The sequence below is a fragment of the Alphaproteobacteria bacterium genome (assembly GCA_016124955.1).
Classification (GTDB): Bacteria; Pseudomonadota; Alphaproteobacteria; order UBA9219; family RFNS01; genus RI-461.
Window position 1 is genome coordinate 73,736 of sequence record WGMR01000007.1, and the last position, 14,721, is coordinate 88,456.

Sequence of the window (14,721 nt, forward strand, 5' to 3'; positions counted from 1 at the left end):
ATCAGCCCGCAGCGGTGCGGTGCAACTGATCGTAATGAATAAAAACGGGCTGCTTTTTTTGCCCCAATACGGCGCGCAGGCGGGCGGCATCGTAGCGGGCCACGCCCAGCGCAAGCAGCGTGCCCGCTTCATCGATCACGCGCACCATTTCGCCGCGCGCAAATTTACCCGAAACCCTGGTGATCCCCACCGGCAGCAGGCTTGGGGCCTTGGCCGGGTCGCGCAGGATAACCGCAAGGCATTCGTTGGCGGTGACGCTGGCGGTTGCCTTGCTGGTTTCGCTGGCGAGCCAGCGCTTGGTGGCATTGTGCTTGACCGGCAGGGCGGCGACCATGGTGCCGAGCGGATCATTTTTAGCAAGGCGCGCCAGCACGCGCGGCGTGCGCGCCGCCGCGATTTGCGTGCGAATGCCGAGCCCGGCGAGTTTGCGCGCGACCGCCAGCTTGGTCGCCATGCCGCCGCGCCCCATGGCTGATTTGCCTTGCGTCACCGCGCCGGTTCCGGTGCCGGTTCGCCAATCGATCAAGGGAATGACCTTTGCGCCCGGCTCGGCCGGCGGGCGATCAAAAACGCCTTCGATGGCCGAAAGCACGATCATGCGCTCGGCGCCGAGCAGCGCGGCGACGAGGCCCGCAAGCTCGTCATTGTCCGTGAACATCAGTTCATCGATCGTGACGCTGTCGTTTTCGTTCACGACCGGGAGGATGTGAGGCTGGTCACGCAGGCGCGCGAACAGATGGCCGATTTGCTGGTAATGCTTGCGGGTGTGGAAATCCTGCCGCGTCAGCAGGATTTGCGCCGCCGCGAGGCCGCGCTTTTTCAGCAAGCGCTGATAAAGCGCCATCAGCTGCGGTTGCCCGAGCGCAGCAAGGATTTGCCGCCCGCCGACCGGATCGCAATTGCGCAATTTTTGCCCGCTGCCCAAAAGCGCCCGCCCGGTGCCGACCGCGCCCGATGTCACCAGAACGACGAAATGCCCGGCCTTTTTCAGTGCCGCGATTTCCCCCATCAAACGGCCGAGCAGGGCCGGGTCCGGCGTGCCGTTCGCGCGGCTGAGCGCCTGCGTGCCTATCTTGATGACGATGTCCATGCGCGCGCCCGCTGCCGTCAGGGCGCGCCGCCGGCCGGTTCTTGCGCGGCCGGTTGCAGGCTGAAATCCTTATAGACCGGCGTTTCCGCGCCATCGTTCGCGGCGGCATCGGGCACCAGATCGCTCAGGTTCGGGCCTTCGTCGCGCCTGATCACGGCGCCCTGCGCCTTGTCGCGCAACTGCCGCATCAGCGCATCCTGCTTTTGTCTGTCGGTATCGCGCGCTTCGCCTTTTTGCTTGCGGCCATAGGGCTGGGCCACGTTGAAATCGGTGACGAAGCTGCGCGCAAGCTTTTCGGTCGCTTGCAATATGCCCTGGTCATGCACGCTTTGCCTTGTGCCGAGCATCAGGCCTTCGCGCCAGTAGGTGACCGTGAAGTTGCGGCGTTCTTCTACCGGCGGCAGGCGCGCGGCGTGGCGCCCTTCGGCCACCAGTTCGATATAAGACGCGCAAACCAGCGTGCCGTCGTTGTAGGTCGTGATTTCCGGCGTCAGCGTAATGCGCACGGCGGTGGTCAGCGCCGGCTTGGCGGTGGCGGCGCGCAGCGCCGTCAGGCCCATATCTTCCAGCACCTCGTGTGCGCGCTCCTCGACCTCGTTGCGGCGGATGCCGCAGGCTTCGGACGCTTTCGGATCGGTGATGCGCGTGTAATTGACCAGAATTTCAGTGACGCCATAAAGTGCCGGCGCGCCACCGCGCGTGCTTTCGGCCTGCGCCGGCGCCGCGGGCAGCAGCGCGGCCAGCAAAACCAGCAGCAACGGGGCGAAGGGGCGCAGGGATGGCCGGGCGATGTTCATGCCGCGACTATAATGCATCAGACGCTGACGGGGAAGCGGGCAGGGACGGGCGCGGTTTTGCGGCCCCGCTGTTCCGGCCGGTTTATTCCCGGTCGTCGGCGTGGGTGCGTTCGAGCCGTTCGTGGCGTTCCTGCGCCTCGATGCTCAGCGTGGCGACGGGGCGCGCATCAAGCCGCTTGACGCCGATCGGTTCGCCGCTTTCCTCGCAATAGCCGTAATCGCCGCTTTCGATGCGTTGCAACGCATCGCTGATCTTGCTGAGCAGCTTGCGCTGGCGGTCGCGCGCGCGCATCTCGAGCGCCACTTCGGTTTCCACGCTGGCGCGGTCGGCGATATCGGGTTCCTGCAAACCGCCTTCGTCCTGCAGATCGTGCAGCGTGTCGGCGGCTTCGCGCAATATCTCGTCCTTCCACTTCACAAGCTTCTGCTTGAAGTAGGCCAGCATGACCGGGTTCATGTAGGCTTCTTTTTCGGTCGGCTTGTAATTCTGCGGCACTGTCACAATCGTCATCAGGGACCCTCGGGATTCGGAATAAATGAAGTGGGGCGGGAGTATAGAAAGGGGCCGAGGCCGAGGCAACCGCCTGCGTGCCTTGTTAATACGCTGTTTTATATGAATTTATCATGCGATGGCCAGTTTGGCGGCCCGGGTGCCGCCGGGCGGGCCCTTGTCGCCATCGGCCTTCGCGCCGGGATCGCGGGTGGGGGTGGCATTCGGCGGGCCGTTTTTCTTACGCAGCGACATCCATGTTGCGGCTGCGCCGAACGCAAGGCCAACCGGCATCGCGACCGGCATGGCAAGAACGCCGAGGATACCAAGCGTACCCATTGTCCATGCTCCAAGCATAAGGGCGGCGGTGCCGGGGCCGATTTTGCCGTCTTTCAACATCATCGCGGTGACGGCCATGCTTGAAAGGGCCATCACGCCTATCATTGGCAAGGCACCAGTGAGCGCGAGCGCCCCGCCCTTGACCATCATACCGACGCCGAGCACGCCAAGAATGTTGAAAATGTTCGAACCGATCAGATTGCCGGCGGCAAGATCGTGGCGGCCTTTCGCCAGTGCCGCGATAGAAACCGTGAGTTCGGGAAGCGAGGTGCCGACCGCCGATATCAGACCGACAACCGCAGGCGCCCAATGATAGAGCGCCGCGAGCGCAAGACCGCCGCCGACCATGAGGTTTGCGCCAAGCACAAGCAGACCAAAACCAAGCCCGGCCATAGCCAGCGATGTAAGCAGATTGCTTTTTGCGCCATGATGTTCCGCTTCCTGTGCGGCGGTCTTGTCTCGCGTTAGCCACGATTCGCCCCAGCGCGCCAAGATATAGGCACCCAGTCCGTACATGAAATATTTTCCCACCACGGGTGTAAGACCGCCAAGCCCGGGAATAAAAGCAAAAGCAGCAAGCGCAAGAAAGGCGGCAGGGAAAAAGATTTTATCCACCAGCGAAGTATGTTTGCCTACACCGACGGTGCCGGGATCATGCTTGGTTGTTTCAGCACCGCTTTGCTGAAAGGCGGTTTCTGTGCCGCTCCTATTTCTTTTCCGGCCGCTGAAAAGCCGCCCCAGGCCGCGGCGGATGCTATCGAAGATGACGGCGGTTGGAAGGATCAGCCAGTAGTTTGAGAAATTCGAGCCAGCGACATTTATGAGCGCCTCCGCATCCGCGCCGGAACCAATAAAGCCGACGCTGGAGGCCAGTTCGGGTGAAGATGTACCGAAGCCGAGCAACACGATGCCTGCCAGCACCGGAGGAATGCGTAGCTTGTGTGCAATGTTCAGGGCGTGGTCGATCAGCATGCTGCTGCCGTATTTGAGCAGCGCAAGGCCGGAGAGAAGGCCAACGGCTGCTGCCATCGGGCCTGTCAATGTCATGGCTGCTACGGCCGCTGCGGCCGCGCTGAATATCCCGGCCCATTTTAGCCATTTCGGTGCGCTGTCTTCGGGCCAGAACATGGATGCCACAGCCGCAGCAGAAAGCCCTAGCGCCAAAAGGCCTATGGCCGGCGCGCCGAACATCGTCACGAGTAATGTTGATAATGTGGTTGCGCTGCCTATGGCGAAGGCTTTGGCCGTTGCGAGAGCGCCCGCAGCGGTGCTTGAGAGAAGGGATAAATCAAAATGCTCCATGCCCATTATTACCAATATAAAATAGTTAAGTATTAACAAATGGTAGCATATTTCGGAACCGGAGTCATGCGGGATTCAAGCGGGATTGCTTGCATGCCTGCCTGTGTCTGGGCGGGACAAAAGCACGAGCAAAATAAATAGACAAGCAGGTTAATACTGCCGCCGTCACGGTGGATATTTACGGTTAAAGACGGCTGTTTCAGGGTGCGTATTTGGCCAATTCGACCTGCGCGCGCAGATCGATTTCATCAAGGATGGCGGTGAGCTGCGGGTCGGAGATTTGCGGGCGGCGCTGGCTGATGACGCGCGCGAGCTGCATCAGCCTTTCCTTGGTCAGGCCGCCGGCCAGAAGTTCGAGCCGCAAATTATCGAGCAGATCGAGCAGATCTTTTGCGCGCGCCTTGCCGCGCGATGCGCGGGCCAGCGCGTCTTCGACTTCCTGCGCGCCAAGCACGGCGCCGACGCTGTTGATCGCGCCCGCGCCCGTCGTCGGGCCCGCTTCGCTGGCCGCGCCGGTTTCATCGAGATGCCCGGAAAAGCCGCTGCCGCGGCTTCCGCCGGCCTTGCTCGTACGCTTCACGGTTTCCGTTCTGCGCACGCCGCGTATGCCGTCAATTTTATTGATCAAGATTTCCCCTTCTTATGCATAAAACGATCGGCTGATCGTTTTATGTTTGATCGTTGTTCCGCTTTTTATTCCCCTTGCGCGCGCCCGCGCCGAACCTTGCATCATGTCCGGGATAGCAGATCGCGGCTACATTACAAACCTTATGCCTGCATCTTAAACAATTCATAAACATATGTCATATCAGGACCTTATTGGCCCGCCTGGCGGGGCCGCCGGGCCGTTTTGCGGGCGGCAAAATCTGCCGCCCCGGGGGCTGGAAAACAAGCATTCCTTGCCCCGCAGGGCCCGGGCTTGCCGCCAAAGCCTATAAAAAACCTTTCCAAATCAGTTGTTTATGACCGCGCCCGGTTTGGCACGGTTATCGCATTGATCACGGCGGAGGAAGAGGGAGCAGCCATGTCCGCCGTAACATTCATTAAGTCGAAATTTTCAAGACCAACCCACCCCCTGGTTCGGAAGTTTTGCCGCGCCATCCAGGATCCCTTCCTTGCGGCCGCAGCCATGGCGTTCCTTCTTCTTTCTCTTTTTGCACCGGCCGCGCATGCGGCTTCGCGCCTCAAGGATATCGTCGATGTCGATGGCGTGCGCGATAACATGCTGGTCGGCTACGGCCTTGTGGTTGGTCTTAATGGTACCGGCGACAGCCTGACCAATTCGCCCTTCACCGAAAAAAGCCTGATCGGCATGCTCGAACGTCTCGGCATCAACACCCGCGGCGATAATTTGAAAACCAAGAACGTCGCGGCCGTGATGGTCACGGCCACGCTGCCGGCCTTTGCCGCGCAGGGCGGCCGCATCGACGTTGCCGTCTCCACGCTCGGCGACGCCAAGAGCCTTTTGGGCGGCACATTGCTTGTGACGCCGCTGCTCGGCGCCGACGGCGAAGTTTACGCGGTCGGGCAGGGCGCGGTTTCGACCGGCAGCGCTTCGGCCGAAGGCGCGGCGGAAACCGTTACCAAGGGCGTGCCCACATCGGGCCGTATCGCCAACGGCGCGATTGTCGAGCGCGAGATCGATTTCCGGCTCGCCGACCTTAATGTGCTGAAATTCACGCTCAAGAACCCGGATTTCACCACGGCGCAGCGTATCGCCGCCGCGATCAACGAATATCTGGCGCAGGTCAGCGCCGAGGCGACCGATAACGCCACCGTACGGATCGTTGTGCCGCAAGACCGCCGCGGCGACCAGATCGCGCTTTTGACCGAACTGGAACAGTTGCAGGTCGTGCCCGACCAGATTGCGCGCGTCGTGATCGACGACCAGTCCGGCATAATCGTGATGGGCGAAAATGTTCGTATCAATACGGTCGCGATCGCGCAAGGCAACCTGACCATCCGCATCACCGAAACGCCGCAGGTCTCGCAGCCGCAGCCTTTCACGCAGGCCGGCCAGGCCGGCGCGCAGGCGGGTGCGATTGGCGCCGTTACCACCGTGGTGCCGCGCAGCAATGTGGAGATCAATGAAGACGGTGAAAAGCGCATGACCGTGCTCGCTTCGGGTGTGAGCCTGCAGGAACTGGTGCAGAGCCTCAACGCGCTCGGCATCGGTCCGCGCGACATGATCTCGATTTTGCAATCGATCAAGGCCGCAGGCGCCCTGCAGGCCGAGCTTGAGGTGATCTGATGAGCATCGACGCCATAGGAGCAACCCCGCCGGTTGATATCGGCATGGTCATGGATCAGGCGCTGGCGCCCGCGGGCAATCTGCGCGGCCATCGCGCCGCCAACATGGCCGAAATTGACAAAGCCGCGCAGGATTTTGAAGCGATGTTTGCCGCGCAAATGTACGCGCCGATGTGGGAAGGCATTGAAACCGACGGCGATTTCGGCGGCGGCCGCGGCGAAGAAGTGTTCCGCGGCTTCATGATCCAGGAATTCGGCCGCATGACGGCCCGTTCGGGTACGCTCGGTGTCGCCGACCATGTGAAGGCGACCATGATCGCGATCCAGGAAGGGAAGCACTAATGGCTGCGCATATTAACCCGTCCGTGAAAATTCCGTCGCGCCAGAAGAAGGCCGAACCGTTGCCGACCGCGCATCTGATCGAAACCATCGACGCGCTGGTCGATGTGCTCGATGCCGAACCCGCGCTGCTGGCCAAGCGTGCGCTCGAAGACCACAAGGATTTACTGCATCGCAAGCAGCAGCTGATGCTGGATTACAACGCCGATCTCAAGGCGCTGGCGCAGACCCCGGCCACGTTCGCTGCGCTGCCCGACAAGGCGCGCACGCAGCTGACCGAAGCCAACAGCAAGCTGAGCGGCGCGGTGCAACGCAACCAGATGGCGCTGAAGGTCGCGCTGACGGCGACCGAACGGCTGGTGCAAAGCATCATCAAGACCGTGCGCGACGAAGCGCAGCCCAAGCAATCCTACGCCAATCTGCAGCATCAGGGCGGCGTCGCCTACAAAGCCAGCATCAAGCCCGTCGCCTTCAACCACACCGTTTGAGACAACACGAAGCAGGAAAAAAGAAAATGGAAAACAACGCTTCACAGCCCGCCGGGCAAACTTCCCTCTCGCTGCTCGCCGGCGCTTCGGCCGCTGCGTTGCGCCCGGAAGGCTTCGCGCCGCACGGCGGCTTCGCCGATCTTCTGGCCGCGACCGAGGTCAAGGCCGATGCGCGTCCCGTCCGCGCGCAGGATAACGACCGCGATGACGGCCGTGACGCCGCCAAGGCGCAAGACCAGCGCGACGATTTCAATGCCGCCGGCCGCAAGGTGACCGACCAGGACCGCCCGGAAAAGGCCGATCGTGACCGCACCGCACCGCAGGCCAAGAACCGCCGCGAGGGCATCGATAATCATGGCCAGCAACGCCGCGCCGAAGTGCACGAACGCAACGAGGCCCGCAAGGCCGCGCATGCGCAGGCGCGCGAAGATGCGCATTGTGCCGTCAAGGAAGACGATAAGGTTGTGACCGATGAAGCGGAAGAGCCCGTCGATATCACGGAAGGCGAAGAACCGATCGCGCTTGAGGTTGAACTCGCGCTGCTGCCCGAAGAAGGCGAAAAAACCGAAGAAACCACCGGCGAAAACCTGACCGCCTCCGAACAGCCGGAAGAAGCCGCCAAGCCGCTGCATGAACAGGCGCTGGCGCTGATAAGCGGTCTGTTCCACCGCGAACATCATGCCGGGAAGGAAGAAAACGCCGAGGCGACCGTTGTTACCGAGCAGGAAGGGGAAGGCGAAGCTGCGCCCGCGCTTGAGGAAAAGACGGCCGATGCGTCCGAACAAACGGATGCCGCAAAAACGGATGAAGGCAATAAAGGCAAGAACGCGCAGGGCGAAGGCGAACAGATCGACGCCGGCGCATGGGACGAAATTGCGGGCACGCAGGATGCGGGCGCGAAAAAGGAAACCGCGAAAACCGACCGCGCCCGCCCGGCCCCTTCGCCGCATATCGAAGCGGCGGTGAAACAGGATGCCGCGCAGACAACTACGCAGGCCGCCGTGAAGCTGGCGGATGCGGCGGCACAGATCGAAGCGCTGCGCAACGGCATCCGGCAGCAGGCGCAGGAACATTTGCAGGCAACCCGCAGCGCAGACCCTGCGGCCGCCAAGATCGACCCCGCCGGCAACCTTGCGGCGGCGGGCCAGAAAACCGGGCCTTATAATATGGCGAGCGAACTTTCGCATCTGCGCGCGACACGCGGCGGCACCAGCGGGCTTCCCGCGCCCGTCGAGCAAATCGCGATGCGGCTGCATCTGGGCGCCAAGCAGGGTGCGGACCGGATGACGATACAATTGCGCCCGGCCGAGCTCGGTCAGGTCGATGTCAAACTGCATTTCAAGGATGGCGCGGTGCGCGGCACCGTTGTGGCCGATAATCAGGCCGCCATGGATTTGCTCCAGAAGGATGTCCGGAGCCTCGAGCGCGCGCTGCAGGAGGCGGGCTTGCGCGCCGACCCCGGTTGTCTTGAATTCAGTCTGCGCGATCATTCCGGCAGGCAGGCGCAGCAAAGTGACAAGAACGCGGGCGGCAACGCCGGCAATGCGGGTGCAGGCCAGGGCGCCGTACCCGCAGACGAGATGGATGGTGCCGAGGTGCAATATATTACGCCCGGGCGCGTCAACATTCGCGTCTAGCACGCAAGGAGACAAGTTATGGCCGTCGATGCCGTTAGCAACCAGACCCTGATCAACGACTTCATCACGAAGCAGGAAGCCGCCGCTGCGGCCGAAGCCGCGTCAAAGAGCAAGGACCTGACCGGCCTGAATGCCGATTATGACACGTTCCTGAAGCTTTTGACCGCACAGCTCCAGTATCAGGATCCGCTCGCGCCTACAGATGCCAACGAATACACCAAACAGCTTGTAAGCTTTTCCGGCGTCGAACAACAAATCAAGGCCAACCAGAAACTCGACCAGTTGATCGGCCTGCAGCAGGGCGGCGCGCTGGGCACCCTGCTTTCCTATATGGATAAGTATGTCGAAGCGGAAAGCGATTATATCCCGCTGCAGGACGGCAAGGGCCAGGTAGGCTATACGTTGCCGACCGTCGCCAGCGATGTGAAAATCACGATCAAGGACAAGAGCGGCGTGACGGTGGCGACGCTCGACGGGCCCGCGACCGTGGGCCGCCATTACGTGACCTGGAACGGCATGAACGGCAACACGCAGCTGCCCGATGGCCGCTACGAGTTCGAAATCACCGCCAAGGATACCGACAACAAGGATATCCTTCTGAAGGACGTGTTTGTGGTCGGCAAGGTGACCAGCATCGCCAACGTGGAAGATGGCGCGGTTGCGCTGTTCCTCGGCGATCTCAGCCTGCTCGACACCAAGGTCGCCGCGCTGCACGCCACGCTGCAGCCAAACAGCTAACCGAAGCATTCCAAGGTTTTTTGCCGCTTGCGTCCGCCGCCATGCCCGCTAAACTGCGGCTCATGGCCAGAAGCACAGGAAAAAAGGCGAAAAAACCCGCCCCCAACACGATGTGGGGCGGCCGCTTTACCGTTCCGCCCGCCGCGGCGATGACCGCGATCAATGCTTCGGTTTCCTTCGATAAACGCCTCGCGGCGCAGGATATCGCCGGCTCGAAGGCGCATGCCGCCATGCTGGCGAAGAAAAAAATCATCACCGTTTCCGACAATGCCAAGATCCAGCAGGGGCTTGATAAAATCGCGGCCGAGATCCGGGCCGGAGGGTTCGTATTTTCCGACGCGCTCGAAGACGTTCATATGAATATCGAGGCGCGTTTGGCCGAGCGTATCGGCGAGCCTGCGCGGCGGCTGCACACCGCGCGTTCGCGCAACGACCAGGTCGCGACCGCGTTCCGCCTTTGGGTGCGCGAAGCGCTCACGCATTTCGATGCCGCGCTGGAGGATCTGCAAAAGGCGCTGATTGTCCAGGCAGAGCGAAATGCCGCCACCGCCATGCCCGGCCTGACGCATTTGCAGCCCGCGCAGCCGATCACCTTCGGCCATCATTTGCTGGCTTATGTTGAAATGCTCGGCCGCGACCGCAGCCGGGCGCAAGCGGCGCGCGCGCGCGGCAACGAATGCCCGCTTGGCGCGGCGGCGCTGGCCGGCACGCCTTTCCCGATCGACCGGGCGATGACCGCGAAGGCGCTCGGGTTCGCGGCACCTTGCGCCAATTCGCTTGATGCCGTTTCGGACCGCGATTTCGCGCTCGATTACATCTATTGCGCCGCCGTGACGGCGATGCATCTTTCGCGGCTCGCGGAAGAAATGGTGATCTGGTCCTCCCCGCAGTTCGGTTTTGTGCAGCTGCCGGATGCCTGGACCACCGGCAGCTCGATCATGCCGCAAAAACGCAACCCGGATGCGGCCGAGCTGGTGCGCGGCAAGGCCGGGCGCGTGTTCGGCGCGCTCGGGGGCATGCTGGCGATGCTGAAGGGCCTGCCGCTCGCTTACAACAAGGATACGCAGGAAGACAAGGAAGGCCTGTTCGATACCGCCGCCACCATCATGCTGTGCCTGACCGCGATGACCGGGATGGCGAAGGGCATGAAGGCGGACAAGGCAAGGATGCTGGCCGCGACCGAGCGGGGTTTTTTGACCGCGACCGATCTTGCGGATTGGCTGGTGCGGAAGCTGAACATGCCGTTCCGCGATGCGCACCATGTCACGGGGCGCGCCGTGAAACTGGCGGAACAGAAAAACCGCAGGCTGGACCAGCTTAAGCTGGCCGATTTGCGCAAGATCGAGCCGCGCGTTACGGCGGATGTGTTCAAGGCGCTTTCGGTGCAAACAAGTTTGCGGGCCCGCACATCCTTCGGCGGCACCGCACCCGAAAATGTGAAAGCGGCGGCAAGGGATGCGCGGCGGAAATATCTTTCCGCCCGGAAGGGCCGGGCATGACCGGCAAATTCGTCTTGCCCTGCATTACGCTGCTTTTGGCCTGCGCGCTTTTGGCCGGTTGCGGCAAACGGCCCGAGGATGTGCTGGCGCCCGAAGGGGCGGAAGCCGGCTGGTACCCGCATACATACCCCGACCCTACGACCGACCCGGCGGGCGCAGATTTAAAGAAATAATATATATTACAATACCATACATAATTTCCCCCCATGGCTTCGCGCAAAGCGCTGGCCATAAAAAACCCCCATTCTCCCGTTAAAAACTTGTGAACTTTCGCCGCCTATAACTAAGGTATGGGCGGGGCTTCCGGCCGCGTCGCTGTGATTCCCCCAATTTCCTTTCAGGCACTTTCGGGCTGCGCATCCATGGCATCAGAACCCAGCAGCAAACAGACAGAAGCCGTTCCCGGCGCCGGGCTTTTGCGCCTCGTCCGGCCGCTGGTATGGCTGGAACGCGCCTGGCCGGTTTGGTGGAAGTGCGTGCTTTTGTGCGGCGCCTGGGCCGCCGCCGCGCTTGTGCAATTTCATCTATACCTGCCGCCGTGGCTGCATGCGCTTGCGCTTTTGCTTTTCACGCTTTTGTTTTTATCGACCGCGCGCCGCGCCGCCGCGCGCCACAAACCGCTGACGCAGACGCAAGTGCAAAGGCGGCTCGAGCAGGCAAATAACTTGCCGCACCGCCCGTTCGACGCCGCGCTCGGTCGTCCGGTGAACGCAAGTCTTTCGCGGGCGCAAACCCATGCATGGGCGCGCCACGCCGAAGCGGCCAGGACGCTTCTGGCGGGTTTGCGCCTTTTCCGGCCTACGCTTTCGCTTTCCGGCAAAGACCCGTATGCGCTGCGTTATGCCGTGTTGTTCCTTTTTCTGGGCGCGCTCGGGGTCGCCGTTGCGGATGGCGGGCCGGGGCAGGCGGCGGCGCGGCTTGCCGGGTCGTTGAACCCCGCGATCGGCGGTGCGTTTGTGCCCGAACGGATTGCGTATGATTTATGGATCACGCCGCCGGCCTATACCAAGCTTCCGCCCATCGTGCTTGCGCGCGCAGGCACCGATGCCGGGCCGGCCGGACCGATGAAGGTTCCCGCCGGCAGCGTGCTGACCGCGCGCGTCAGCGGCAGCGAAAGCGTTCCGCAATTGCGCGCCAACGGCGCATGGCAGGATTTCGCGGGCAGCGATAATGACGCAAGCGGCGCGCAAACCTATACCGTGAGTGCCGTGCTGGATGAAGGATATGAAGTTGCGCTGCGCCGCGGCTGGCTTAGCTTCGCGCGCTGGCCGGTGCAGGTGGTGGCAGACCGGGCGCCGACCGTAAGTTTTGCTGCGCCGCCCGAACCGGCCGAGCATGGCGCCGTGCGCCTCGATATCGCGCTCGATGACGATTACGGCGTGCAATCACTGCGCGCGATTGTCAGCCCGACCATGAGCATGCCGCATGTGGAGGCCGACGAGGTGGCGATCGATCTTGCGCCGCCCGCCCCCGGCACGCCGTTGCCGACCCTGCTTTCGAGCGCGCAAGACCTTGCCGCGACCCAGCTTGCAGGCATGCCCGTAAGCATAAAGATCGAGGCCACCGATGCCGCCGGGCATAGCGCCGTGAGCGCGCCGGCCACGCTGACGCTGCCCGAACGCACCTTTACCCACCCGCTCGCGCTCGCGCTCGTGAGCGCGCGCAAGAAGCTGATCGACGGCGGCGACGACAACCGCGAGCCCGTCGCCAACATGATGGCGACGGTGGCGCGCCAGCCGCACAGCTATGGCGGCGACGAGGTTGTGATGATGGCGCTGCGCAGCGGGGCCGTGCGGCTCGTGCTTGATTACGACCCGGGCGCCATTTCCGCCGTGACCACGCTTTTGTGGCAGACCGCGCTGCGGGTCGAGGACGGCGCGCTCGGGCAGGCGGCTGAAAATCTGCGTGCGGCACAAAAGGATTTACAGGAAGCGCTTGATCGCGGTGCAACCGGCAACGAAATTGCCGCGCTGGCGGACCGGCTGCAGGAAGCGCTGGCGCGGTATCTTTCCGCCATGGCCGGCAGCATGGCGCACAGCGCCGCGCAGGGCGGCAGCGATGCGCTGATGATGGACGATGCGGCGCTTATGGGCGCGCAGATGGTGGGCGCGGATCAGCTGATGGCAATGGCGCAGGAACTCGGCGATCTGGCCGCCACCGGTTCGCACGATGCCGCACGCAAGTTGCTGCAACAGCTCGGGCAGATCACCGAAGCGCTGCAAGCCGGGCGGCACGGGCTGACGGCGGCGCAGGAAGCGGCACTGGCCGCGCTGCGCAATATCCGGGAAATTATGCAGGGGCAAAAGAAGCTGATCGACGCCACTTTCCATGCCGACGGCGAAACCGAGGAAAACGACGAAGACGCCGCCGCGCGCGGCGCGGCGCTGGCCGGAAAACAGTATGCGTTGCGCCACGAGCTTGGCGCGATGATCGAAGCGCTTGGCGCGCGCGGCGCGCAGATTCCGCAAAACCTGGCGGTCGCGGACCGGGCCATGAACGATGCCGCCGGTTCGCTCGGCGCCGCCGCCTTCAAACCCGCGATGGTGGATGAAAACGCCGCGCTGCTGGCCTTGCAGCGCACGCTCGATGACATGCGTGAAGATTTGCAGGCGCAGATGCTGACGTTGCCGGGGCAGGCGCAGGCGGGCGCGGGCAACAAACGCGACCCGCTCGGGCGCCCGGCTATGGGCGGTACGGCGGTGGATGACGGCTCCGTTACTATTCCCGACCGCCTGCAGATCAAGCAGGCACGCGAAATTCTCGATCAGCTGCGCGACCGCGCGGGCGACGGCGACCGCAGCCGCGCCGAGCGCGATTATATTCACCGCCTGCTGGACCAGTTCTAGCGCTAGAAATCGTGCGTATGAATTTCGTCTGCGCCGAAGAAATCCATGATAAGCGCGGCCGCACGTTCCGCATCGAAGCTTTTGCAGGTGTAGATCACGGCCGAAAAGAATTTCGGGCCGGTCCAGACATAGAGTGAAATGCCGCTATCGATCAGCGGCTGGAACGCATCATAACCCTGGTTATCCGCCTTGCCTTCGCCGCCCGGCGAAAATATGACGGGTGCGCCATAGGTCCGCAGCTGCATCGCTTGCGTGAAGGCGCTAAAAAACCCGCGCACCCGCACCTCGTCCATCGCGTCGGTATAATATCCCTCGACCAGCAGCCTTTGGCGCTGCACGTCCGGCGCGATTGCGTGCATGGCGGTTTCCCTCTTCATGATTTCAGCAACACATCCTTTGCCTGATTGATCTTGCTGGCGATATAGGTGGAACCGCCCTGATCCGGGTGGTTGCGCAGCATCATATTTTTGTGCGCGGCGCGTATGGCTTCGGCATTTGCGCCCGGCCCAAGCGCAAGGATCGCGAGCGCTTCGGCGCGCGTCATCGCGGTTTGGGGCGGTTCGGGAATTTTCGGCGGCGGCGCGGCGCGCGGCGGGCCCTGGCTGTGCTGTCTGATCGCCTGCGCCACCAGCTCTTCGCGCCATTTGGCGCGCTCAACCATCCATTGCCGGCCAAGCGCATAAATAAGCGGAAGCATTGCAACCGAAAAACCGATACTGATGTGCAGCGCAAGCCACGCTATGCCCCCGCCCGCCGCAGCCCAGACGAAGGTTGTAAGCGCGCGCGGCAGCAAGGGCACGCCCGTGCTAAACACGAACCGCAGAATCAGGAGAAGGACAAGGACGGCGCCGCCGCCCACAAGTATCCAGAAAAACATGACAAGATGGTGCGCGATTTCGCCATGTC

The 14,721-nt window shown here is 62.7% G+C and carries 14 protein-coding genes; 7 read left to right on the forward strand and 7 right to left on the reverse strand.

Features of this window, described 5'->3' with window-relative positions; genetic code table 11:
- Position 1: 1 nt before the first annotated feature.
- From proB to GC131_06255, 5 genes are all read right to left on the reverse strand, one after another.
- Positions 2-1,090 (reverse strand): glutamate 5-kinase, encoded by a 1,089-nt coding sequence (proB, locus tag GC131_06235; protein ID MBI1273663.1) that lies wholly within the window; start codon positions 1,088-1,090, stop codon positions 2-4.
- Between the two features lie 17 nt (positions 1,091-1,107).
- A complete protein-coding gene (locus GC131_06240) occupies positions 1,108-1,905 on the reverse strand; it encodes a hypothetical protein (protein ID MBI1273664.1) in 798 nt (265 codons plus the stop codon).
- Between the two features lie 64 nt (positions 1,906-1,969).
- Positions 1,970-2,392: an RNA polymerase-binding protein DksA gene (gene dksA / locus GC131_06245; GenBank protein MBI1273665.1), complete on the reverse strand. Its 423-nt coding sequence runs from the start codon at positions 2,390-2,392 to the stop codon at positions 1,970-1,972.
- A gap of 117 nt (positions 2,393-2,509) precedes the next feature.
- Positions 2,510-4,024, reverse strand: coding sequence for a hypothetical protein (locus GC131_06250; GenBank protein ID MBI1273666.1), 1,515 nt, complete (start codon positions 4,022-4,024; stop codon positions 2,510-2,512).
- A 193-nt stretch (positions 4,025-4,217) separates the two neighbouring features.
- Positions 4,218-4,649 carry a flagellar assembly protein FliX gene (locus GC131_06255; protein MBI1273667.1) on the reverse strand — a complete coding sequence of 144 codons (432 nt, stop codon included), beginning with the start codon at positions 4,647-4,649 and terminating at the stop codon, positions 4,218-4,220.
- A gap of 498 nt (positions 4,650-5,147) precedes the next feature.
- Here GC131_06255 and flgI point away from each other — a divergent pair, with 498 nt between their 5' ends.
- The 7 genes from flgI (at position 5,148) to GC131_06290 (ending at position 13,815) form a co-directional block, all read left to right on the forward strand.
- Complete coding sequence (gene flgI, locus GC131_06260; GenBank protein ID MBI1273668.1) at positions 5,148-6,269, forward strand: flagellar basal body P-ring protein FlgI; 1,122 nt, start codon at positions 5,148-5,150, stop codon at positions 6,267-6,269.
- Positions 6,269-6,610, forward strand: a complete 342-nt coding sequence (locus GC131_06265) for a flagellar biosynthesis protein FlgJ (GenBank protein ID MBI1273669.1) — start codon at positions 6,269-6,271, stop codon at positions 6,608-6,610. The genes flgI and GC131_06265 overlap by 1 nt, the downstream gene beginning before the upstream one ends.
- Positions 6,610-7,095 (forward strand): hypothetical protein, encoded by a 486-nt coding sequence (locus GC131_06270; protein MBI1273670.1) that lies wholly within the window; start codon positions 6,610-6,612, stop codon positions 7,093-7,095. The genes GC131_06265 and GC131_06270 overlap by 1 nt, the downstream gene beginning before the upstream one ends.
- A 26-nt stretch (positions 7,096-7,121) precedes the next feature.
- Entirely contained in the window at positions 7,122-8,732 is a 1,611-nt protein-coding gene (locus GC131_06275; GenBank protein MBI1273671.1) for a hypothetical protein, read from the forward strand.
- A gap of 18 nt (positions 8,733-8,750) precedes the next feature.
- Positions 8,751-9,470, forward strand: a complete 720-nt coding sequence (locus GC131_06280; GenBank protein MBI1273672.1) for a flagellar hook assembly protein FlgD — start codon at positions 8,751-8,753, stop codon at positions 9,468-9,470.
- A gap of 62 nt (positions 9,471-9,532) precedes the next feature.
- Positions 9,533-10,969: an argininosuccinate lyase gene (argH, locus tag GC131_06285; GenBank protein MBI1273673.1), complete on the forward strand. Its 1,437-nt coding sequence runs from the start codon at positions 9,533-9,535 to the stop codon at positions 10,967-10,969.
- A 290-nt stretch (positions 10,970-11,259) separates the two neighbouring features.
- Positions 11,260-13,815 carry a DUF4175 family protein gene (locus tag GC131_06290; GenBank protein ID MBI1273674.1) on the forward strand — a complete coding sequence of 852 codons (2,556 nt, stop codon included), beginning with the start codon at positions 11,260-11,262 and terminating at the stop codon, positions 13,813-13,815.
- Between the two features lie 2 nt (positions 13,816-13,817).
- Here GC131_06290 and GC131_06295 read toward each other — a convergent pair whose 3' ends face one another.
- Complete coding sequence (locus tag GC131_06295; protein MBI1273675.1) at positions 13,818-14,174, reverse strand: hypothetical protein; 357 nt, start codon at positions 14,172-14,174, stop codon at positions 13,818-13,820.
- Positions 14,175-14,188: 14 nt separating this feature from the next.
- Positions 14,189-14,692, reverse strand: coding sequence for a hypothetical protein (locus GC131_06300; GenBank protein MBI1273676.1), 504 nt, complete (start codon positions 14,690-14,692; stop codon positions 14,189-14,191).
- Positions 14,693-14,721: the final 29 nt, after the last annotated feature.